Source organism: Novosphingobium sp. ERN07, from assembly GCF_012641335.1.
In the GTDB taxonomy this organism is placed as follows: Bacteria; Pseudomonadota; Alphaproteobacteria; order Sphingomonadales; family Sphingomonadaceae; genus Novosphingobium.
Genome location: NZ_JABAID010000011.1, coordinates 91,025 through 112,319, shown reverse-complemented (window position 1 = coordinate 112,319; position 21,295 = coordinate 91,025). Strand labels below are relative to the sequence as shown.

The 21,295-nt window shown below is 60.7% G+C and carries 23 protein-coding genes; 17 read left to right on the top strand and 6 right to left on the bottom strand.

Going from position 1 to position 21,295, the window contains the following annotated elements; genetic code table 11:
* Positions 1-7: 7 nt before the first annotated feature.
* The 3 genes from HGI47_RS14950 (at position 8) to HGI47_RS14940 (ending at position 3,049) form a co-directional block, all read left to right on the top strand.
* The gene (locus tag HGI47_RS14950) at positions 8-1,873 is read left to right on the top strand and encodes a KUP/HAK/KT family potassium transporter (protein ID WP_206066217.1); all 1,866 of its coding nucleotides are present in this window, start codon (positions 8-10) and stop codon (positions 1,871-1,873) included.
* Positions 1,874-2,024: 151 nt separating this feature from the next.
* The gene (locus tag HGI47_RS14945; RefSeq protein ID WP_168853567.1) at positions 2,025-2,678 is read left to right on the top strand and encodes a peroxiredoxin; all 654 of its coding nucleotides are present in this window, start codon (positions 2,025-2,027) and stop codon (positions 2,676-2,678) included.
* On the top strand, positions 2,675-3,049 hold the full coding sequence (locus HGI47_RS14940) for a helix-turn-helix transcriptional regulator (RefSeq protein ID WP_168853566.1): 375 nt from the start codon (positions 2,675-2,677) through the stop codon (positions 3,047-3,049). Before HGI47_RS14945 ends, HGI47_RS14940 begins: the two co-directional genes overlap by 4 nt.
* A 4-nt stretch (positions 3,050-3,053) precedes the next feature.
* Here the strand turns inward: HGI47_RS14940 and HGI47_RS14935 are convergent, their stop codons facing one another.
* Together HGI47_RS14935 and HGI47_RS14930 are read right to left on the bottom strand one after the other, a co-directional pair.
* Complete coding sequence (locus tag HGI47_RS14935) at positions 3,054-4,646, bottom strand: ATP-binding cassette domain-containing protein (RefSeq protein ID WP_168853565.1); 1,593 nt, start codon at positions 4,644-4,646, stop codon at positions 3,054-3,056.
* Positions 4,643-6,214, bottom strand: coding sequence for an ABC transporter ATP-binding protein/permease (locus HGI47_RS14930; protein WP_370521739.1), 1,572 nt, complete (start codon positions 6,212-6,214; stop codon positions 4,643-4,645). The genes HGI47_RS14935 and HGI47_RS14930 overlap by 4 nt, the downstream gene beginning before the upstream one ends.
* Positions 6,215-6,384: 170 nt before the next feature.
* On the opposite strand from HGI47_RS14930, the gene HGI47_RS14925 reads away from it, so the two are divergent.
* The 3 genes from HGI47_RS14925 to cydX are packed head-to-tail and all read left to right on the top strand — an operon-like array spanning position 6,385 to position 9,254.
* On the top strand, positions 6,385-7,965 hold the full coding sequence (locus HGI47_RS14925) for a cytochrome ubiquinol oxidase subunit I (RefSeq protein ID WP_168853563.1): 1,581 nt from the start codon (positions 6,385-6,387) through the stop codon (positions 7,963-7,965).
* Positions 7,966-7,979: 14 nt separating this feature from the next.
* Positions 7,980-9,128: a cytochrome d ubiquinol oxidase subunit II gene (gene cydB, locus HGI47_RS14920; RefSeq protein WP_168853562.1), complete on the top strand. Its 1,149-nt coding sequence runs from the start codon at positions 7,980-7,982 to the stop codon at positions 9,126-9,128.
* A gap of 15 nt (positions 9,129-9,143) precedes the next feature.
* A complete protein-coding gene (gene cydX / locus HGI47_RS14915; protein ID WP_168853561.1) occupies positions 9,144-9,254 on the top strand; it encodes a cytochrome bd-I oxidase subunit CydX in 111 nt (36 codons plus the stop codon).
* Positions 9,255-9,296: 42 nt separating this feature from the next.
* Here cydX and lgt read toward each other — a convergent pair whose 3' ends face one another.
* Positions 9,297-10,148 (bottom strand): prolipoprotein diacylglyceryl transferase, encoded by an 852-nt coding sequence (lgt, locus tag HGI47_RS14910; RefSeq protein ID WP_168853560.1) that lies wholly within the window; start codon positions 10,146-10,148, stop codon positions 9,297-9,299.
* Between the two features lie 102 nt (positions 10,149-10,250).
* Here lgt and HGI47_RS14905 point away from each other — a divergent pair, with 102 nt between their 5' ends.
* From HGI47_RS14905 to HGI47_RS14890, 4 genes are all read left to right on the top strand, one after another.
* Entirely contained in the window at positions 10,251-12,011 is a 1,761-nt protein-coding gene (locus HGI47_RS14905; RefSeq protein WP_370521738.1) for a chloride channel protein, read from the top strand.
* A 106-nt stretch (positions 12,012-12,117) separates the two neighbouring features.
* Positions 12,118-12,699: a Crp/Fnr family transcriptional regulator gene (locus tag HGI47_RS14900; protein WP_168853558.1), complete on the top strand. Its 582-nt coding sequence runs from the start codon at positions 12,118-12,120 to the stop codon at positions 12,697-12,699.
* An 82-nt stretch (positions 12,700-12,781) separates the two neighbouring features.
* Complete coding sequence (locus tag HGI47_RS14895; protein ID WP_168853557.1) at positions 12,782-12,970, top strand: DUF2892 domain-containing protein; 189 nt, start codon at positions 12,782-12,784, stop codon at positions 12,968-12,970.
* Between the two features lie 352 nt (positions 12,971-13,322).
* Positions 13,323-14,153 carry a lytic transglycosylase domain-containing protein gene (locus HGI47_RS14890; protein ID WP_240950207.1) on the top strand — a complete coding sequence of 277 codons (831 nt, stop codon included), beginning with the start codon at positions 13,323-13,325 and terminating at the stop codon, positions 14,151-14,153.
* Here the strand turns inward: HGI47_RS14890 and HGI47_RS14885 are convergent.
* The 3 genes from HGI47_RS14885 to HGI47_RS14875 all read right to left on the bottom strand — a co-directional run bounded on the left by HGI47_RS14885 (position 14,120) and on the right by HGI47_RS14875 (position 15,375).
* Complete coding sequence (locus HGI47_RS14885; protein WP_168853556.1) at positions 14,120-14,395, bottom strand: hypothetical protein; 276 nt, start codon at positions 14,393-14,395, stop codon at positions 14,120-14,122. The genes HGI47_RS14890 and HGI47_RS14885 overlap by 34 nt on opposite strands.
* Before the next feature lie 10 nt (positions 14,396-14,405).
* Positions 14,406-14,912: a hypothetical protein gene (locus HGI47_RS14880; protein WP_240950206.1), complete on the bottom strand. Its 507-nt coding sequence runs from the start codon at positions 14,910-14,912 to the stop codon at positions 14,406-14,408.
* Positions 14,913-15,015: 103 nt separating this feature from the next.
* On the bottom strand, positions 15,016-15,375 hold the full coding sequence (locus HGI47_RS14875) for a hypothetical protein (RefSeq protein WP_168853554.1): 360 nt from the start codon (positions 15,373-15,375) through the stop codon (positions 15,016-15,018).
* 340 nt (positions 15,376-15,715) lie between these two features.
* On the opposite strand from HGI47_RS14875, the gene HGI47_RS14870 reads away from it, so the two are divergent.
* From HGI47_RS14870 to HGI47_RS14840, 7 genes are all read left to right on the top strand, one after another.
* Positions 15,716-16,030 (top strand): hypothetical protein, encoded by a 315-nt coding sequence (locus tag HGI47_RS14870; protein ID WP_026149846.1) that lies wholly within the window; start codon positions 15,716-15,718, stop codon positions 16,028-16,030.
* 71 nt (positions 16,031-16,101) lie between these two features.
* Positions 16,102-16,386, top strand: coding sequence for a type IV conjugative transfer system protein TraL (gene traL, locus HGI47_RS14865; protein ID WP_006949490.1), 285 nt, complete (start codon positions 16,102-16,104; stop codon positions 16,384-16,386).
* A 13-nt stretch (positions 16,387-16,399) separates the two neighbouring features.
* Positions 16,400-17,011: a type IV conjugative transfer system protein TraE gene (locus HGI47_RS14860; protein WP_168853553.1), complete on the top strand. Its 612-nt coding sequence runs from the start codon at positions 16,400-16,402 to the stop codon at positions 17,009-17,011.
* Positions 17,011-17,808, top strand: a complete 798-nt coding sequence (locus HGI47_RS14855) for a type-F conjugative transfer system secretin TraK (protein WP_168853552.1) — start codon at positions 17,011-17,013, stop codon at positions 17,806-17,808. Before HGI47_RS14860 ends, HGI47_RS14855 begins: the two co-directional genes overlap by 1 nt.
* Positions 17,808-19,226: a TraB/VirB10 family protein gene (locus HGI47_RS14850; RefSeq protein ID WP_168853551.1), complete on the top strand. Its 1,419-nt coding sequence runs from the start codon at positions 17,808-17,810 to the stop codon at positions 19,224-19,226. The genes HGI47_RS14855 and HGI47_RS14850 overlap by 1 nt, the downstream gene beginning before the upstream one ends.
* A gap of 10 nt (positions 19,227-19,236) precedes the next feature.
* The gene (locus HGI47_RS14845; RefSeq protein ID WP_168853550.1) at positions 19,237-20,136 is read left to right on the top strand and encodes a DsbC family protein; all 900 of its coding nucleotides are present in this window, start codon (positions 19,237-19,239) and stop codon (positions 20,134-20,136) included.
* Positions 20,112-21,290 carry a hypothetical protein gene (locus HGI47_RS14840; RefSeq protein ID WP_168853549.1) on the top strand — a complete coding sequence of 393 codons (1,179 nt, stop codon included), beginning with the start codon at positions 20,112-20,114 and terminating at the stop codon, positions 21,288-21,290. Before HGI47_RS14845 ends, HGI47_RS14840 begins: the two co-directional genes overlap by 25 nt.
* Positions 21,291-21,295: the final 5 nt, after the last annotated feature.

Sequence of the window (21,295 nt, the reverse complement as noted above, 5' to 3'; positions counted from 1 at the left end):
TGGCGCGTTGGGCGTGGTTTTCGGCGACATCGGCACGTCGCCGCTTTACGCGGTGGGACTGCTATTTGCCCATCGCTTGATGGCACCGACGCCGGACGAGATTGTGGGCGGGATTTCGCTCATTCTTTGGACGCTTACCTTGGTTGTGGCGTTCAAATACGCGTTTCTGGTGCTGCGCGCTGACAACGACGGGGAAGGCGGGGTTTTCGCGCTCTATGGTCTGCTTGACCGGTTTAACCGGAAAGGGCGCTCCCTCTTGGCCTGGGCCCTTTTGCTCGGAGCGGGCCTGCTGTTCGGCGATGGCATGATCACCCCGGCAATCAGTGTTCTTTCGGCGGTTGAAGGCCTCGCGGTGGCAGCACCCAGCTTGTCCGGCTTTGTCATACCTGTAACACTGGGTCTGCTGGCAGGCCTGTTCTGGGTTCAGCACCGGGGAAGCCGGGCAGTAGGGCGCCTGTTCGGCCCGGTCATGCTGACCTGGTTTGCCGTGATCGCGGTTCTGGGAGGCATGCAAGTTGCTGCGCATCCCGCAATTCTGGCTGCACTTTCACCACTACACGCAGTGCAACTGCTAATTCATGGCAATCTGAGCGCCAATCTCCTCCTGCTTGGCGCCGTCATATTGGTCGTCACTGGCGGCGAAGCGATGTATGCCGACATGGGGCATTTTGGAGCCGCCCCGATCCGCCGGGCCTGGTTTGCCATCGCGTTTCCGGCGCTTCTCCTCACCTATCTCGGACAGGGTGCCTATCTTCTGTTGGACCCTGCACGAACTGGACCCGGCCTGCTGTTTCATCTCGTGCCGCAAGTTCTCCTGTTGCCGTTCATCGTGTTGGCCACCTTATCGACTGTGATCGCCTCGCAAGCGCTGATCTCAGGAACGTTTTCGCTGATTTCCCAGGCGATCGCATTGGGACTGTTCCCGCAATTAAAAATCAAACACACGCACCGCGGGCAGGCAGGGGAGGTCTATGTTCCCTTTATCAACTGGCTACTGTTTATCGGATGCGTCGCGTTGGTCATTGGTTTTGAATCCAGCGCCGCCTTGGGTTCTGCCTATGGGCTAGCCGTCGCTGGCAACATGCTGATGACTTCCGTCGCGATGATGGTGCTCGCGCGCAAAGTCTGGAAGTGGTCAGAGCTATCCGCTTCGCTCGTCTTCGCGCCGCTAGTCCTGATTGATGCAGGTTTTGTCATCGCGAATTCGACGAAGGTGCTGGAGGGCGGTTATGTCCCTCTCTGCATTGGCCTTGCAGTCTTCTCTACGATGTTGGTCTGGCACTGGGGGCGAGCCAAGACTCTGGCAGCCTATCTCTCGCGCCGCGCGCTGCCGATGCCGGATGTCATTGCAATTCACCGCACCGCTGATCGTTTCATCGAGCAGACTGCCGTGCTGATGATCCCTGCGCACAATTGCGCCAAGAAGACACGGCGCGCACCGGCGCTCTTACAGCTCTTGTGGGAACGCAACGGAGCTTTGCCTCGCAACATCATCTTCGTCCATGTCGACCATCCAAAAGTTCCCTTCATCCATGAGGATCGTTTCGAGACGACCGTAATCGAGGACAATCCAAATGGCCGGTTGGTTCGCGTCGAGATGCGTTTTGGCTTTATGGAGGTTCCCGATGTTGAAGTCGGGCTCCAGAAGCTGGCCCAGCAGCTAGAGATCCAGCTCGAACCCGATCACAGAAAATGGAACGTGCACGTTGTGCGCGAGCATTTGGCACCGGCCCGCGACATGGGGCCCATCCGCGCCATCCGCTTCAGGGCTTACGAGTTGCTCCGCCTGATTTCTCAGCCGACCTATTATCACTACGGCCTTGGCTATGATGTTCCGCTTTCGGTTGAGATCCTGCCCGTGCACTTCTCCTGAACCGAACCACACATCCGGTTCTCACGCAGCTGACTGACTTTGATCAATGCAATCCTTGCGTGGTCGAGCAGGTTAAAGTCCGGGAAAGTGTTGCAGATGCGCAGACATTTGCATAAATTCAGAAAATGATGGCCTGATTGACAGGATTTATATGACGGAACAGGACACAGGCAAGGCGCAGCCAACGCCCATTCGGATCGGAGAAGCCGCGCCCGAATTTACCGCCCGTTCGACCGAGGGCATGGTGTCGCTGCACCAGTACCGGGGCAGGTGGCTTGTATTTTTTTCGCACCCGGCTGACTTTACACCGGTCTGCACCAGCGAGTTTGTGGCCTTTGCAAAAGCTTCCAATGCATTCGCGAAGCTTGATTGCGGGCTGCTTGGCCACTCAGTCGATAGCTTGTTCTCGCATCTTGCCTGGATTCGCGCGCTTCGGGATGATTTCGGCGTCGCGATAGACTTTCCGGTTGTCGAAGACCCTACTCTCGAGATCGCCCGCGCCTTTGGCATGGTATCGGCAGAGGCGGATACTGCGGCCTCGGTCCGTGCGGTTTACGTCATTGATCCGGAAGGGATAGTCCGCGCCATTACTTGGTATCCGATCAATGTCGGACGGTCTGTTGCTGAAATCTTGCGACTGGTGTCAGCACTAAAGCGATCGGCAGATGGTTCGGTGATTACGCCCGAGGGTTGGCAACCAGGGGGCAAAGTGCTCGAACATCCCGATTTTCTGACTGCAGACGCGCTCGCCAGCAAGACCGCCACTGGCTGGTTCTACAAGGAAGTCGGAGAAGCGAAATCATGACGCGCGCAGCCAGCGGAACGGAAGACATTTCAGATCTTTTCCGCGTTATCGGCCATCCTTCGCGTATGGGCATCCTCCTAGCTCTCGTCGCCGGCGAACATGGGGTGAGCGCACTTGAGCAGAAGACGGCAATTGGTCAGCCTGGGCTAAGCCAACAACTGGCTATTTTGCGAAAGGCTGAGCTCGTGGCGACCCGTCGCGAAGCCAAGCAAGTTTTCTACTCGCTCAATCCGGCAACGCTGCACGTAGCGCGCGAAGCAATTGAAAAGTTATGCAGCGCGGCCGATGACAAAGATGCGTTTGTTCCTAGGGCTATCGCCCCGGGACCGGTTGGAGCAGCTATGTTCGCTCGAGTGCAGCCTAGAAGCTGAACGATCAGAGTTCGAGAACGTCTTTCGCCAGCCAGTCCAGTCCAGGCCGGTGATTGACCAAAACCAGCCCAGTGCCAGTCTCGCGCAGCCAGGCATCGAGTTTGCACGCCAATTGCTGTTCAGTTGCAAGGTCCAGGCCTTCGCTTGGCTCATCGAGCACGAGCCAGGATTTCTCGGCAAGCAGCGCGCGTGCCAGCGAAAGGCGTTTGCGCTGTCCACCGGAAAGCCGAGCGCCCTCCGCACCAAGCCACGTTTCGAGTTCATCGGGCATATCGCGCACGGTTTCGGCTAAGCAGGCGACCTCAAGCGCCAACCACATCCCGGGTTCGGTGACCCCCGGCTTCGCAAGCCGAAGATTGTCCGCGATTGTGCCGGCGATCAGCGGAGCATCTTGGCCCGAAAAGGCGAAGACTTCGCGGAGGGCTTCGATGCTGAGCTCAGTCGCTTTGGTCCCATCCACCAGGATTGTTTCCGGGGCATCGCGCCGCAGGCCGACAAGGCTCATGACGAGACGCGACTTGCCGCTGCCCGAGACACCGGCAATACGTATCCGCTCGCCAGCTTCGACTGTGATCGCCCCGTGATCGTTACCAAGCGTGACTGACGGTTTCCGCCCGCCAAACGGGCTGAGTTTCTCTATGTTCGTTCGCGCAGGCAGGGTTGCAATGACTGTGAGCCGCCCGAGCGCAGCCTCGACGCGCGATCGTTGCAGCAATGAGTGGTTCAGGCTGCCCAAAGCTTCAAAGGCTCCGGCGCCAGCAAGGGCTGCGAGTGCCTGGATCGCTAGAGGCGCATGCATGCTTGCAAGCATTCCTGCTATGGTCAGCGAGGCGAGCGCGAGCTGCAATCCCTGGAGCAGTCCTTCGCCCCTGACGATAGCGAGGCGAGCGTGATCGAGACGCAGGCCTTGCGCTTCAAGGATCGCACTCACCCGTCCGGCTTGGCCGTATAGCGCGAGATCAACGCTGCAACTCGCATATTCGGAATACAGCCTCTTGAGCGATTGCAGCGCTTCGCCATGGTCGCGATAAGGCTTAGCCAGCAGACGCGGCGCCAGAACACGGGTTCCCAGCAGTGTGAGCCCGAGACCAAGCACGAGCACCAGAGCGGTCGACAAGCCCGCCAGCAGAGCGCTGCCGAGTCCAGCCAGCCCGCCAGCCGCAGCGGCAGTCATCGCGACACGACGGATCGCCAGATCTTCAAGCGCTTCAATGTCAGAGCCCAAATGGGCGGCGATCGTGCCGCCGCTGCGGCTTGATATTTCATCGATGTCGGCACTAGCGAGCCGGGAAAAAATCTGCGGTCGCAGATCGGCAAGCGCGAGCAGGGCAGCGCGGTGGCCAAGCAGTCGTTCGAAGTAGCGCGACACGGTACGAGTAATGGCGAGTCCGCGAATACCGGCGCTAGGCAGAAGATAGTTGAAGGCTTGAACGGCAACGATGCCGCCAGCCCCGGCAAGTGCCGCACCAGTCAGAAACCAGCCCGAGATCGCCACAAGAGCAACGCCTGTGACCGCGGCAATCATTCCGGCCAGGCTGGCAGTGAGGCTGGTGCGGCGCTGGCTGCGCCGGGCAATAGCGAGAAGGTCCTGCGTCATGAGTAGGTCACTTCGCTGCCTGCCTTGCCCACTAAAAGCGGGTCGTGCGTCGCGGCAATCACCAGTCGGGTGCGCGCGACTTCCAGCAAAATATCCACGACGGCATGGGCGGTCGCCGCGTCTAGATCAGCAGTGGGCTCGTCGAGCAAAAGTATGGGCCTATTCGACAGGATTGCCCTTGCGAGGCCGATGCGCCGCCGTTCGCCTCCGGACAAGCCAGCCCCGGTCGGATCAATGACAAGGTCACATCCGCGGTCGGCAATCATCTCGTCCAATCCGAGTCTGGCCACCAATTGAGCCCATGCAGGCGCTCGGTCGGCGGGCGCTCCGAGCAGGAGATTGTCCTGAAGCGACCCTGGCAGCAGGAAGGGGCGCTGCCCGCACCAGCCAATCTGGGGATTCAGACTCCCCGGAGCGATAATTTCACCTGATGCAATGATTCGGCCGGATGCGATGGGAGCCATTCCCACCAGCGCATGTAGCAAGGAAGATTTTCCCGCCCCGGTTGGTCCAGTAATTACATGAAGACCAGTTGCCGGCCAACTGGCAGTAGCCGGCCCGATGCAGCTGCCATCGTCATATCGGATGACCAGATCCTTAATCATGAGTGGGTCGGCAATAGCTGGCGCCCCCTTCATCGCCTCTAGCAGCGCTTCTGCGCGCTCGAGTTCCGGCTGAATGGCCGCTGCAGCGGCCTCACCCTGTTGTTTCTCATGATAGGCAGCTGCCATGCGGCGCATGCCGAGATAGAATTCCGGGGCCATTGCCAGCACGAAGAAGGCTTGTCCGAGATTGAGCTGTTCCGGGGCCGGGAAGGGAAGCAGATCAAGCAGTAAAAATCCGCAGTAAACCGCGATCAGTGCCACCGAGAGCGCGGCAAAGAACTCCAACACGGCGCTCGATACAAAGGCAATCCGCAGAACCAGGAGCGTTCGATCGGCAACTTCGCGAGCCGCGCCTGCAATCTGCCTGGTGACACGCTCTTCTGCCCCGAAGCTCACAATCGTCGGCAGCACGCGAGCGCGATCGACGAACAGGCCGGTCATGCGGGAAAGGGCCGACAGCTGGCGGTCGGCTTCAACCCGAGCGGCGTTGCCTGCGAGCGCCATTCCGATCGCAAAAGGAATCAAAGTGGCCAGCATGATCGCAGCGGCAACCCAGCTGGCCAATGCGGCCAGTGCGGCACAGATCAGTGGGGCCAAGACAGCCGCTGACCTGATCGGGGCAAATCGGCCAATATAACCCTCGGCAACTTCGACATTGTCGACCGCTGTGCGCAGATCTTCGCCAGGCAAGCGCCCACGTCGAAATCCGGTCGGCAATAGTGCTTCGTACAGGCGTCGTCGCAGGCTTAGCTTCACGGCATTGGCTGCTCGCTGGCCGTGGTGGGAGGCGGAAGCCTGAACGATTGCACGGATCGTGCCGCTCAGCGCCAGCGCGCTCAGTATCCAAAACTTGTGTTGAAGTGAATGGGAGCCAATGCCACCACCTAGCCACACAGCTAGGCTCGCGGCGAACAGAGCAGCACCCAGCGTATCTGCGCTCCACCAAAGGGTGGCCCGACGCACTCCTGGGGACTTTGCAGCAAAGAACTCCGACGCTGTGACAGGCATAAATTCCGACTCGATGGCTTGACGGCCAGCCCATATTACAATATTCTTATATTCACAATTTCACTAAACGAAGGGGTGTCGCGAGTCGAGCCCCATCCGGCGCAGCAAGCGAAGGACGCTTCACGATGGATATGGCTGTAGTCGAACTCTCACGGTTCCAGTTTGCGCTGACCGCGATGTATCACTTCCTCTTCGTGCCGCTGACGCTGGGCCTCTCGTTCCTTCTTGTGATCATGGAGAGCATTTACGTGATGACGGGCCGCCCGATCTGGCGCCGCGTCACCCGTTTCTGGGGCAAGCTGTTCGGGATCAACTTTGTACTAGGCGTTGCTACCGGCCTTACCATGGAATTCGAATTCGGGACCAATTGGTCCTATTATTCGCACTATGTAGGTGACATCTTTGGTGCGCCACTGGCGATCGAAGGCCTCATGGCCTTCTTCCTTGAAGCGACATTCGTCGGTCTGATGTTCTTTGGATGGGACCGGCTCTCCAAGATCGGGCATCTGGCCGTTACCCTCATGGTGGCCCTGGGTACCAATCTCTCCGCGCTCTGGATCCTGATCGCCAATGGCTGGATGCAGAACCCGGTCGGCTCCAGCTTCAACCCGCAGACGATGCGGATGGAAGTCACCGACTTCTATTCGGTGCTTTTCAATCCCGTGGCGCAGGCAAAATTCGTTCACACCGTCAGCGCTGGCTATGTCTGCGCCTCGGTGTTCGTGATGGGTGTCTCGGCCTGGTACTTGCTCAAAGGCAAGTGGGTCGCCGTCGCCAAGCGTTCGATGATGGTCGCCTCAGCCTTCGGTCTGGCGTCCTCGCTTTCCGTCGTCGTGCTTGGCGACGAGTCTGGTTATGCCTTGACTGACAACCAGAAGATGAAGCTCGCTGCGATCGAGGCAATGTGGGAGACTGAACCGGCGCCAGCGGGTCTCTCGCTTTTCGGCATTCCCGACCTTGCGACTCACACGACCCGGTATGAAATCAAGGTGCCCTATGTTCTCGGGCTGATCTCGACCCGGAGTCTCTCCGGGCAGGTTGTCGGTATCAACGAATTGGTCCTGAAAGCCGATGAACGCATTCATAGCGGAATTATCGCCTATGACGCCGTCGAGCGTCTCAAGCTCAACCGCAATGATCTTGCTGCGCGCCAGACGTTTGAACAGCACAAGTCTGACCTTGGTTATGCGCTGCTGCTCAAGCGGCAGATCGCAGACCCCCGTCAAGCAAGCGATGCCCAGATCCTCATCGCTGCAAAGGACACCATTCCGAACGTCCCGGTGATGTTCTGGCTGTTTCGTTTGATGGCAGGGCTTGGATTTTTCCTGATCGGCTTCTTCGCGTTGGCCTTCTACTGCGCTTCGGTTTGCCAGTTCGAGCGGCGCTGGTTCCTGCGCGTGGCGGTAGCGATCATGCCGCTGCCCTGGCTCGCTATCGAGTTTGGCTGGGTGCTGGCCGAGATCGGGCGGCAGCCTTGGGCCGTGGACGGGGTGCTACCCACCTTCCTTGGCGCATCTTCGCTCACAATTGGTCAGGTCTGGGCCACGATCATCGGCTTTACTGCGCTCTATTCGACTCTGGCATTCATCGAAGTTCGGCTGATGATTGCTGCGATCCGAAAGGGTCCGGTTGAGGCCCATGATGATCTCAAACCCCGGTCGGCGACCATCCGTGATGGCGGCTTCGCACCGCTCCCGGCAGAATAAAGGAGGCTTGGGACATGCATATCCCTCTCGATTACGAGACGCTTCGGGTGATCTGGTGGGCGCTGATGGGCGTTCTGTTGATCGGTTTCGCCCTCACAGACGGATACGACCTCGGCGTCGCATCGCTCCTGCCCTTCGTTGGCCGCACCGATGATGAGCGCCGCCTCGTCATCAATTCGGTCGCGCCACACTGGGAAGGCCATCAGGTGTGGTTCATTCTAGGCGGCGGTGCGATCTTTGCTGCCTGGCCGTTTGTCTACGCCGTGAGCTTTTCGGGCTTCTACCTGGCGATGTTCCTGGTGCTAGCGGCGCTGATTCTTCGGCCGGTCGCCTTCAAGTATCGCTCCAAGCATGCAGACGCGGCATGGCGCGCGCGCTGGGACTGGGCCTTGTTCGTCGGCGGGCTGGTGCCGGCGCTGGTCTTCGGGGTAGCCGTCGGCAATGTCCTGCAAGGCGCGCCCTTCCGCCTCGATAGCGATCTGCGTAGCCACTATGAAGGCACGCTGCTCGGCCTCTTCTCGCCCTTCGCTCTGCTGACCGGTCTGCTATCAGTATCCATGCTGGCGCTCCACGGAGCAGGCTGGCTTTCGCTCAAGATCGAGGAAGGTCCTGCCCTTGCAAGGGCGCGGCGCTACGGAGGCATCGCGGCCCTCGCGAGCGTCATCCTCTTTGCCCTCGGCGGAGTGCTTGTCGCCACCGGCAAAATCGGATTTCGCATTGAGGGCATCGTTGATAGTGCCGGTCCATCCAACCCACACTATTCTGCCACGATTGCGGCTGCGGGCGCTTGGCTCGACAACTACGGCAAACATCCGTGGATGGTTGCGGCGCCAGCGCTTGGCCTGCTCGGGCCAATCATTGCCTGGTTCGGTATTCGCCAGCGCAGCCATGTGATCAATTTTGCCGGATCGTCGCTCGCCACCACCGGCATCATCGCGACCGTCGGCTTGTCGATGTTTCCCTTCATCCTGCCGAGTTCGATCGATCCCGGCTCCAGCCTGACAGTGTGGAACGCTTCGTCAAGCCATCTGACGCTGTGGATCATGTTGCTTGTGACGATTATCTTCCTGCCCATCGTGCTCGGCTACACAGCATGGGCCTTCCGGGTGATGTTTGGCCGCATCACGCTGCGCGATGTCCAGACAAACCCGGATTTCTATTGAGGAGGCCTAGATCTCATGTGGTATTTTTCGTGGATTTTGGGTCTTGGCCTCGCCGTATCGTTCGGCATCATCAACGGCATGTGGCACGAGTTCCGCATGTCTCCTGATGAAGACCTCGACGAATGAGGTTCTGCCTTCTCTGGCCCGCGCAAGCCCCCCTTGTGCGGGTCAGGGAGCCAGTTGGATTGGCTTGAATTCAGGCCGATTGAAGCCACGCGCTATGAGTGCGCCGCCGCCGATAATCATCGGAACACAGAGCCACTGGCCCATGTGCAGGCCTGTCACCTGCGCAAAAGCGATCAACTGCTGATCGGGTTCGCGGATGAATTCGACGAGGAACCGCAAAACGCCGTAGCCAAACACGAAACTCCCGGTCAGCACACCCGGTCGCTGTTTTGCGCTGCTGAAGCGATAAAGCGCCCACAAGGCCAGAAAAAGTAGCGGTCCTTCCAAAACTGCCTCATAGAGCTGGCTTGGGTGCCTCGGGAGCGGCCCGCCGTCCGGAAAGATAATGCCCCAGGGAAGGTTGGTCGGTCGTCCCCACAATTCACCGTTGATGAAATTCGCGATCCGGCCAAGCATGAGGCCAATCGGGTCGCACATCGCGACATAGTCGAGCACCCGAAGCCAGATAAGTTTGCGGTTTCGGCAGAAGAGGAAAATTGCAAGGCCGACCCCGAATGCACCGCCATGAAACGACATCCCGCCGCGCCATAGAGTGAAGATGCTGAGAGGATCCTCCAGATAGGCTGCAGGCTCGTAAAACAGGACATAGGCCAGTCGTCCGCCGGCAATTATGCCGACCGTTGCCCATGTGATGAGTTCGTCAACATCATTGCGTCCGAGAGGAGAATCTGTGCCCCGGGTCAGGCGAATGAGGTAGAGCCAGCCAATGACGATACCGGCAAGGTACGCCATGCTGTACCAGCGTAAGGCGAACGGCCCCAGTTGCAGCAGGACCGGATCGAGCCCAAGGGATGTAAACGCGATACCGTGCTGTGCGCCTTGCGCGAGACTCATGAGTAGACCCTGGGCTATGGAATGGACCGGTGGCGGTGCACTGTTGCCAAGGAACACTCAACGTAGCCTGAACCATCAGCGCAGTCAGCGATGCCACGAATAATGTTGAAAATGCCCTTGACCCCCAGTTTTCGAACGTCGGCCGCCATTGCCTTGGCTCGCCGCCTGTTCCGGGTCAGCGAAGTCAGCTTCATCCTGCTTGCAACTGGCGTCGGAATTGCGGCGGGACTTGTCGCCTCGTTGCTCGGCAAATTTGCCCGAGCCTTGCAGGTCGTGACCTATGGCCTCGACAGCCAGTCAAGGTTAAGCAGCCTCGCCGAGATTGCACCAATTCGGCTGCTCGCATTGCCGCTTGGCGGTCTGCTGCTGGGCCTTGGCGCACTCTATATTCATCGGCGACGGGCTGCCGTCGACGTTGTTGAAGCCAATGCGCTTCACGGCGGGCGCATCCCGGTGCGAGACACCTTGTTGATCTCGGCTCAGACGCTGCTCTCAAACGGCTGCGGCGCTTCGGTGGGACTGGAGGCCGCTTACGCGCAGTCCTGCGGCGGCATCGCGTCGTGGCTTGGCCAGGCATTGCGGATACGCCGTGCGGACCTTCGCGTGCTGGTAGGGGCTGGCGCCGGCGCAGCCATCGCGGCCGCCTTCGGAGCGCCCTTGGCAGGCGCCTTTTATGCTTTCGAGATCGTGATCGGTGCTTACACCCCGGCCAGCATTGCGCCGGTCGCGGCAGCGACGATATCTGCGGTAATTACCGCGCGAACGCTGGGGGCGACGCCCTATCTGATCGCGGCAAGCAGCAGCCGCGCGATCACGACCGCCGACTATCTGCTCTATGCAGGCTTCGGCTTGGTCGCTGCCGTAGTCGGGATCGTGATCATGCGATTGGTCTCAAGCGTGGAAGCCTGGGTCCGGCGTTCGCCACTTCCTGAATGGTCGAGACCAGCCCTTGGCGGCGTGCTCCTCATGCCGATCGCCTGGGTGACCCCGCAGGCGCTGTCAGCCGGGCACGGGGCGCTTCACCTGACCATCGACGCGGGACTAGCAATGCGTGCACTTGTGCTGATCTTTGTCATGAAGACTTTGGCATCAGTCATATCGTTGGGCTTCGGGTTCCGCGGTGGCCTGTTCTTCGCGTCCTTGTTCCTTGGCGCGCTCCTCGGACAGATTCTGGCGGCGTTGTGGATGATGATCCCCGGCGTCATGCCGATCACTTACACGGACGCCGCTCTGGTCGGCATGGCCGCTCTTGCCGTAGCAATCGTCGGCGGCCCCATGACCATGTCGCTGCTGGTACTCGAAGCCACACATGATTTCGAGATCACCGCGACGGTTCTGACTGCCGCACTTTGCTCGAGCGCACTCGTGCGAGATCGTTTTGGCTATTCGTTCTCAACATGGCGCCTCCATCTACGTGGTGAAGTTATCCGAAGTGCCCGTGATATTGGTTGGATGCGGGCGTGGACCGCGAGGCGGATGATGCGCGCTGCACCACCATCAGCTCCGGCAACGCTTGCAATCGATCAGTTTCGTCTGCAGTTTCCACTCGGTTCGACAAGCCGAGTGTTGCTGATCGATGAGGCCGGGCATTATGCTGGTATGGTGCCAACGGCCGTTGCATTTGCCCCCACGCTTGCAGGTGAAACTCCGTTGGGCGATCTGGCTATCCTCAAGACCGCATTTCTCAGTCCTGAGGACGGCATTGGCGAAATCATGCGACGCTTCGAAGAATGTGAAGCGGACGATCTTGCCGTAGTTTCCACATCAGGCGCGGTGCTCGGAATCTTGACCGAGAAATATGTCCAGCGCCGCTATGCTGATGAAGCAGACCGCGCGCTCCGCGACGTTTACGGCGAAGGATAGGCAGACTGGTTCACCCCGGTGCGGCTCGGGATCGCGACGCGGTTGCATTGTCCCCAGAGCCCGGCCTCTATTGTCAGCGACTGAATCGCAGCCGAGGGATCGTGCCATGATGAAGTTCGTACATGGATCGATGTTGTTCCACGCGGGACAAGCCTGCTCGGGTTTTGTTGTCGTCCACAGTGGAACCATCAAGGTGATGCTGACCGCTGAGAATGGACGGGAGATCATCCTTTACCGCGTAGGGCCTGGCGAAGTGTGCCTTCAGACGTTCGGCTGCCTCGTGAATGGCACCAGTTATTCAGCAGAAGGGAAGGCCGAGACGGATCTCGAAATCGAGATTATCCCGGTTGGGGAGTTTCAGCGTCTCGTCGTCCAGGATGCGAATTTCCGCCAGCAACTGTTCGCCGCTGTCGCTTCCAGGTTTGCGGATCTCGAACGCTTGGTCGAGGACGTTGCTTTGTCGCCAATAGAGACGCGTATGGCACGGGCGCTTTTGCGAATGATGGACAACGAAGGCCAGGTCACTGCGACTCAGGAGTCTCTGGCCACGGAGATTGGGTCAGTTCGAGAAGTAGTCAGTCGGCAACTGAACGGCTTTGCCCGCGACGGTCTGGTGGAACTTGCGCGCGGGCACATCACTGTCCTGGACCCAAAACGACTGGTCCAGCTTTCCCATCCGAGTATTTGATGAACTGCGTGACTTAGTCACATACGTCACCGCGGGAAGGGCGCAATCCTGATGTCCTCATCAATGCAAAGGACTGCTTGTCATGCCGCGTAACGAAGGAAGCCTGGACCGTTTGCTGCGGGTCATCGTCGGACTGGTTCTGATCGCACTCGTGTTCGTGGGCCCGCAGACACCGTGGGGCTGGATCGGCATCGTGCCGCTGTTGACCGGCATCGTAGGATTTTGTCCTGCCTATACCTTTCTGGGGATCAGAACCTGCCCGAAGCCATAAAGTCGTTCTATCGAAGCTACTTGCGCCCCAATCGAGGTGAACTGCGGCTTCGATGCACGCAATTGACTAAATCCTCCCGAATCGAGAAGATGATCTTCTCACGAGCAAACCCCCGACAATGTTGAGTTGCGCTGAGTAGTGACCCGGGCTGAGGTTGTGTTCCGCTATGCGGGTGGTGGGTCAAATGGGTGGTTTTTCCTATCGTGATTTGGGGACGCCTGCTTGGCTCGTCTGATGGGGTTACGCAGAGATTGACTCTGCTATCCATCTTTGATTTTCTGACCACGCGCATTCCCGATCAGATCCGCACGCCGCCTAGAAAGGGTGTGTCGTGATTTCATCTAATCGTAGTTTGATCGTCGCTGCCACAATGATTTGCGTCTCGGCCGCGAAGGCCAGAGAAGTCGATCTTGTCCATTTTTCTCCGTTTTTCGCTACCGCCAAAAATGAGCAGGGGGCCGTCGGAGTCGCGTTAACCACCCACTTTGAAGGGTTGGTTGAGCCGGCCGATGCGCGCCGAAGCGTTGATAGAACCCACGCTATTGGCGGAAACGACCCGTCAGGACTTTTCGAACCGAAACATCCGGCGATCCTGGCGCCTTCCACCTCGTCATCGTGTCTGCAGAATGGGTATCGCCCGACCTGGTGGTTGTCTCCTGAGGTGGAGAGCCGCCGAGTAGCCCATTTTGCAGCAATGTCCGCGATAGCTTGCGAGAACGGGCTTCCTGAGAGCCTTCTGGACGCGGTCATTGCCCAGGAGTCAGGATACAAGGCTTTGGCACTGAGTGGGGCAGGGGCGATGGGCATGATGCAGGTCATGCCGGGAACAGCGAGAATTCTTGAGCTAAGGAACCCTTGGGACGCGCTTGCCAATATGAGGGCGGGGGCACGCTACCTTCGTCAGCAGCTTGATCGCTTTGGGCGCGTCGATCTGGCCTTGGCTGCATACAATGCTGGGCCAGAACGTCGTTCACTCGCGCTGGGCAACATTCCTGCAATCCCGGAGACCCGTAATTACGTGCAGGCGATCACAACCAACTGGGTGCGCCTCACTAAACTTGGGAGCTCAAATTCGACCGTTGCCGCGCGGGCTATGGCGGCCAACATCGCAGTGCGAGCCTCAGGCTACCGCGAGGTATCCCTCATGACCTACGCGGGCACGAAAGCGGCGAACCCGATATAGTGCGCATACAGGATGGCGATGGCCAGAATGCTTGGAAACCCGCAGAGGTAGCTGAGCTGGAAATGCAGCCAAACTTTCGGGAACCACAGCAACCAGCGCAGCACTGACCCCGTCGGCGGCGTGATCAATCCCGTACGGATGTCGTAGATCGTCTTGAGGAGCGCACACCCCGAGCAAATCGCAGCGAGCAGCCCAACCGCGGCATAGAGTTGAGTCCACGCTGCGATGTTCTCGGGGCCCATGCGTGCCCAGTCAGGCTTGCAGGGTCTGGCTGTTCTGCATGACCCGCTCCTGGTGGGAGAGAAGCAAGTCATATGCTCGCCGCGCGGCTTCGTGGATTACAGCCGGACGCAGATCCACCTCGATCGAGCCCCGGCGGCATGTCAGCACCTCGAGATAGAAGCTCTTCAGGCTCTCTGTGGCCAGGAAGACGGATTGTTCCGCATAGGCCCGCGGATCGTGAAGCAGGGCGACGCTGATCTTGGCGCGAACGTGGTCCATCCCAAGTTCGTCAAAAATGCGGTCACGCAGGTCGTCGGTAAGAGGATTGGTCTGCTTGAGTATCTTGTGGAGCTTGGGGCGCGAGAGACACATACGATCGGCGAGGTGCGCAGGAAGTATGCCTTGGCGCGCAAGCTCAGCATTGATGAGCTGCTTGTATTGATCCTGCTCACAGCCTCCCGGGTTGGGGCTGGCAAAAGCGAAGACGGGTTCACTGCCCGGCGGGCTGCTTGGCTTGAAGACCGTCTCAGGCGTCAAGTTCCTGTGAGGCATGCTCCCTTCCTCCCACGGCAAAACGTCTATGGGATGGCATAAGCTGTCAAGAGTCTTAAGAAGCGCGCAATTCGCCTGCGGAAATTACCTATAGAAGATTATGCCTTACCGCGAGGTATACTACGAAGGGTACGAGAGACTTATCGGAACCGGATTTTTCGCTGATATCCTTCATCTTGGCTCGCATCATATCGTAATCAGCTGACCACTCAGGTGTGACCTCAAGATGGATCCGGATATCGCCCTCGATGGGATACTCGGCAAGGAACTCTTCAAGCTCGAACCTAGAAATCCCGTGGGGTTTTAGCCTTGCGCAGGCAGCCTGAACGGTCATCCGCATCGTCTGAAAACGGCGGGTTTGCTTGGAAAACGCAGCCATCGCATCCACCAGCAGTTCAAAGCACTGTTGGCTCACGAATATACGGACGTTGCGCGTTCCTGCGGCCATTGACGGGTTATCCAGGGCATGTGTCGGCCGACACAATGATCCAAAATTGTAAATTTGGCGAATCCGGGGCGGGGGCTTCGAGTCGGACTATCAATTTCCCGTCCCGGCAATTGGGTTTCCCGCGCGGGGAAACAACATCACCCCAAAAGGGAAACAGGGTTCCCTTAACAGCAAACGCATTTCCCTCATGGGGAAATAATAGGCGCTCCAAAGTTCGCCATTCGGAAATCTTCCGATTCGTTTTCGTGTCTAAACCGCCCCTTAATTGCTCCTGGCAGCGCTGATCTGTTCATTCTGAAGGCCGTGACAATCACGGTGTTTGGAAAAGGACATGACCAACATGAAACTCACGATGAAAGGGAAGGGCGCCGCGCTCATCCAGGGAGCCGCGGTCGCCGCGGTCGCCAGCCTGCTCGGCAGCGAAGTCGCAATGGCCGGCGCTGACACGACTTTCAACACCGCGCTCACCTCGTTCACCGGCTTCCTCGAAGGTTCGGGCGGCAAGATCATCACCGTGCTCAGCCTGGCTGGCGGGATCGTCGGGCTTGCCTCGGGCCGCTTCAGCCTTGGCCAGGTCGCAATCCCCGTCGGGGTGGGCGTCGGCGCCGGCACCGGCGTGCCCATCGTCACCGCTGCGGTCACCGCGACGATCTGACCTCCAACCCCGTTCCGTCCGGACAAAGCATCCGTGCATCCGGTCGGACATCACCGAGGGCGGTGCCGCTCATGAATCACTACACGGTTCCCGCGCATCTCGATGATCCGGAGCTGATCGGGTTTTGGACACTCGATGAGTTTCTCGCAATGATCATCCCGTTCGCGTGGGGCATCCTGTCTCAACATATTTTCATCGGTCTGATTTCAAGCGTGCTGGCCTGGTGGGGATTGCGCAAGTTGAAGGCGGGACGAGCCGTCTCGTGGATCATCCATTCAGCCTACTGGTACCTGCCCGGTGCCTTCATGGGGCTGAGAGCGACGCCGCCCTCCCATCTACGCCTGATGGCGGGTTGAGGACGGCACAGTCATGGACCTCTCGATTTCACACGGCCAGGCGCAGCGGCTCCTGAAGCAACGCAACCTGCTGGCCATCACAGCGACCGGCCTGTTTGCCTTGAGCGTCGTGCTGACACTGACCGCCGCGCGCCGCGACCGCGAGGTCGTGCTGCAGCCGGTGCTCGCCAAGCCGCTGACGCTGTCATCAAGCCACGTCGACAAGGACTATCTCGAGCTGGTCACGCGCGATGCTGCGCTGCTGACGCTCAACCGTTCGCCCTCGAACCTGCAATACTGGATGGATTCGATCCTCGAGATCACCGATCCCAGGACCCACGGCCGAATGAAGGCCGAGCTGATGAAGATCTTCAACGAGCAGAGCGGCTCGAATGTCTCGCAGTTCTTCACGATCGAGAACCTCTCCGTCGATCCCGATGCGCTGACCAGCGAGGTGAATGGCGTGTTGCACACGGTTGTCGGCTCGAAGGAGGTCACCTCCGAAGCCCGGACCTTCCGGTACGTGTGGAGCTACTCGGGCGTCAGCCTGAAGCTCGCCGGGTTCGGGCGCATCACCAAGGATGCAGCGGGCAAAGTCATCGGACGCGCCAGCGCCAACAACAGCACCGATGGGGGAGACGAGTGATGGCCGTTCTGGCTTGGGGCGCCATCGGCGCCGGGACAGTGCTGGCGGGACGCCCCTTGGCGATTGCCGGGCGGCCGGTGGGCGCGGCGCTCATCTGCCTTGGCGCGCTCTGCCTGACGGCAAGCTCCGCGCTAGCGGATCAGAGCATCCCTGCGGCCGACAACGGCACGGTCGCCTGCACCGCTTCGGCCAAGGACCTGACCCGCATCAGCCTTGCCGGCGACCAGTTCGCCTCGGTCTCCAAGATCTCCACCGGCAACCCGGCCGAGGACTTCAAGATCGTCAACGAACCAGTGCGCGGCGACATATACATCTCGGTGCCCGATGGCTTCACCAAGCCCAACCTCTCGTTCTTCGGCACGACCCGCAAGGGCTTCGTCTACAAGTTCCTCTGCCAGGTTCGGGGCAATGATGCAGAGCAGGTGTTCGTCACCAACACTGCAGTCAAAGCCGAAGCCGCGCGGGATTGGGAAGTGCGCTCCTCGCCCGAGGACACCGCAGTACGCCTCGCCCAGGCCATGTATCGCAGCGAGACCATCGAAGGGTTCGAGATCCGGCAAAGCGTGCTCGAGCCGGTCGCAGTCGGCAAACTCGAGGTCCAGCAAGTCGGCGAATACCGCGGTGCGGACCTCAAGGGCCTGATCCTCAAGGTGCGCAACACCGGGAAGGGTCCCTTGCCGCTCGATGAGAACCTGCTCGCAGGCCGCGGCAGCGTCGCCTTCATGACCCCGGTCAGCGAACTCGCCCCTGGCAAGTCGGCTGCCGTCTACCTCATCCAATCGAATGGAGGCCAGTGATGGACTGGAAGAACCCGTTCCGCAAAGGTCCCAAGGCGCTCGATGGTCCTTCGGCTGATGGCCACGGAACCGATCCAGACAGCAGCGATGCGTCGCCGCTTGGCGATGCGATCATCGCCAACGAGGCGGTCAAGAAGAAGCAGATGCTGCTGCTTGGTGCCGGCGGGCTCGCCGCGCTGATCATCGGTTCGTCGTGGATCTTCGCAGGCGAAAACAAGAGCGGTGACGGCAACGTCAAGCGTCAGGTCGCCGACGTCTCGGTCGACGAGATGGTCAACAAGAACATGGCCGAGAAGGAATGGCGCGCCCAGTCCGAGGCCCAAATGATGTCGATGGACAACAACATGCGCGCGCTCGCCGCCCGCGCGCAGCGTGCCGACCAGTTGGAAGCACAGCTGGCCCAGAGTCAGGCCCAAAGCGGAGGCGGAGGCAGCAGCGGGCCAGCAGGGATTTCGCCCGATACCGAACGGGTGCTGTCGGCCTACCAGAACGAAAACGAGCAGTTGAAGGCTGCGCTCGCCGCCGCGCGCCAGTCGCCGATCATGGGCCAGCCTGTTGTCGGACCAGGCGCGACTTCGGCCGGTCCCAATGCCCTTTATGGGCGGACCAGCCCGCCGAGCTACCAGAGCGCGCCAGGCACGCCTGCCGGTCAGGCGGCCTTGGCAGCAGCTGGCATGACAGGAGGCCGCGGCAGTGAGGTGAGCCTGGTCTCGTTTGGCGAAGGCACCAGCGGGACGGGAAGTCCAGTGCCCAAGGGGAACACCGTATTCACCGACAGCGCCAATTACCTGCCGCCCAATTCGATCGCGGTCGCCAAGGTCATCGTCGGGGTCGACGCCGCTGCCGGTGTCCAGAGCCAGACCGATCCTTTGCCGGTCGTGCTGCGCATCACTGGCCCCGCGCGATCGGTCTATGACAACGGGCGGCTGCTCACGACCAATATCGCGGGCTGTCTGGTCAACGGCGCGGCGCGCGGCGACCTCTCGAGCGAGAAGGTCTACGTCAAGCTGCAGCGGATGACCTGCCCGCAGCCGAATGGGCGCTACGCGGTCTCCGACGTGAAGGGTTTCATCGCCTTTGGCGGCAAAACCGGGGTCAGGGGCAGGGTGGTGAGCCGCGAGGGCTCGCTGATCGGCCAGGCCTTCCTCGCCGGGCTCGCGGGCGGGTTTGGCCGCGGCTTTTCAGCCAACACAAATTCGACGCTCACCGGCACCAACGTCAGCGTGAACGGCCAGCGCCAGAAGCTTGGCACCGGCGACATTCTCGAAGGCGGCCTCGGCGAAGGCATCGCCACCTCGGGCGACATGGTCAGCAAATATCTGATCGAGCGGGCCGAGCAGTACCAGCCCGTGATCGAAATGCCGACCGGGATCGATGTCGAAATCGTGTTTCTCGAAGGCGTGTTCATCAACGGATGAGGAGGGTGCAATGAAGCTGAAACCACTTAAATTTTGCAGGCCTAGCCTTCGCCAAGCCCTGATGCCGCTGGCCGCAATCGTGCTCGGCAGCGGCGGATCGCTGGTCTGGGCAAATGCCAATGCTGCGGGCGCCGGGGACGCCGCGCCAAATAGCGCTCACGCGCCGTCCGAGGCCGACCAGGCGGTCACGGCGCTTCTCAAGCAGCGCCTGCCGCGCACCCAGGTGAGCCGGGTCAATTGCCAGCTGGTTGACGGGGTCTGCGAAGTGACCGCCGGATCGCAGCTGTTCTATGTCGACAGGACCGCGCGTTACCTGCTCATCGGGCGCGTTTACGACATGCAGACCCGTCAGGACCTGACCGCGGTCCGGCTGCTCGAGGTCAATCCCGATCTCCTCGTTGGCGGTGCGGCGGGAAGCAAGCAGGAAGCACAGGAAGTCGAGACCCCCCGCCGCGGCGTCAGCACGCCGACGGCGAGCGGAGCCCCCCGGATGATGTCGCTCGCCGCACTGCCCGAGGCGGGCGGCATTGTCTGGGGAGCAAGCTCGGGGCCGTCCGTCACTGTGTTCAGCGATTTTCGCTGCGGCTACTGCCGGGCGCTGTCGGGCGTGCTTGAAAGCATGAATGTGCGCGTGATCGAGCGGCCGATCTCGGTGCTCGGCAGCCGCGATCTTGCCAACCAGGTGTTCTGCGCGCGCGATCGGCGCAAAGCCGTCAAGGCCGCCTATGCCGGCACGCCGATCACCGACACGCGCGCCTGCGACACCTCGCCGCTCGATGCCAACGAGCGCTTCGCCCGCGAGCAGGGCTTGGCCGGAACCCCGGTGATCGTCCGTTCGGACGGCGCGGTGATCGAAGGGTTCCGACCGCGTGAGGTGCTCGAACAATGGCTGAAGGGCGCCAAGTCGTGACCGCGCTTGACCCGAAGAGCCAAGCGAGCTTGGTGCGCGCGGTCGCGCGGCGCTCGCGCGGGGCAATCTCGTTGCCGCGCGTTGAGTTGAAACGCGGCGAGGCAATCCGGCTGTGGCAGGATCTCGTGCTCGCCTTCGGGCCGCCAATCGGTCGGGACCTCACGCCCTTCGAATTGACAAAGCTGCGCCATTGCGCCTGGGCCCGTTCGGGCGGCCATGTAAGCCTTGGCGCCGAGACGATCTCGCTCGGATCCGGTCTCGCATTCTGGCGGCTTGCCGTGCGCCTTGGCATGCTCGCTGAGCATCGCGCGCCAAGCGGTCTGGGCCGGGCGGCGGGCTTTGCCGCGGTCGGGCTTGCCGCGACCCAGCTTGCAGCCTGCACTTCGCTGTTCGGCGGCAACATCAAGGGAAGCTTCGCCTGCAGCGCGCCGGGCGGGACCTGCGCACCTTCGACTTTGATAGACGATCAAGCGCTGTCGGTGATCCAGAATGCCCGGCCCATGACGTCCGGACATTCGCCAGCGGGGCCGTATATTCGTCAATCGGCGGCGGCCAGGCCTGTCACAGCTGCCTACACCCCCTCCGGTTCGGGCAGGCTCGCTGCTTCCGGTAATGGCATGATACATCGCGAGCGCCGGGTGTTGAAGGTCGTGTTCCCGTCCTTCGTCGATGGCGGCGGCAATCTCCATGAGCCGCGGATCGTTCACGCGGTGGTCGACGATGGCGCCTGGATGCAGCTGTCATCGGGCGAGCCCAACCTTGGGGAGCAAGTCGAGGGCAGGGCGGTCAGCCTCGCCAGCGCGGCGTTAGCGCCCGCACCCGGGGTTCCTGCTCAGCTCATCGATGGCCGTGACGCTCCGATCGCCGCACCGGCCGACGCCGCGTTGGCATCCCTGCCAACGCCTGAAGCGGTCGCGGCAGCGCGCGCCAAGGCCGCTGCGCGGGGGTCCGGCAATGCCATCGATGCCATCCGCGCCGAAGTCCAGGCGCGCCTCGCCCAAACCGCGAAAGCGCCGCTCCCATCGGCAGCAAAGCTCACGGATCCTGCCCGCAGTGGAGCGATTGCCCCGCCTGCCGCAGCGCCATCGGCCGCCGCGGACAAAACATCGCCGGCCAATGCACCGGCGGCCTTTCCCGCCAAGGTCGAGGAGTAGGGGCA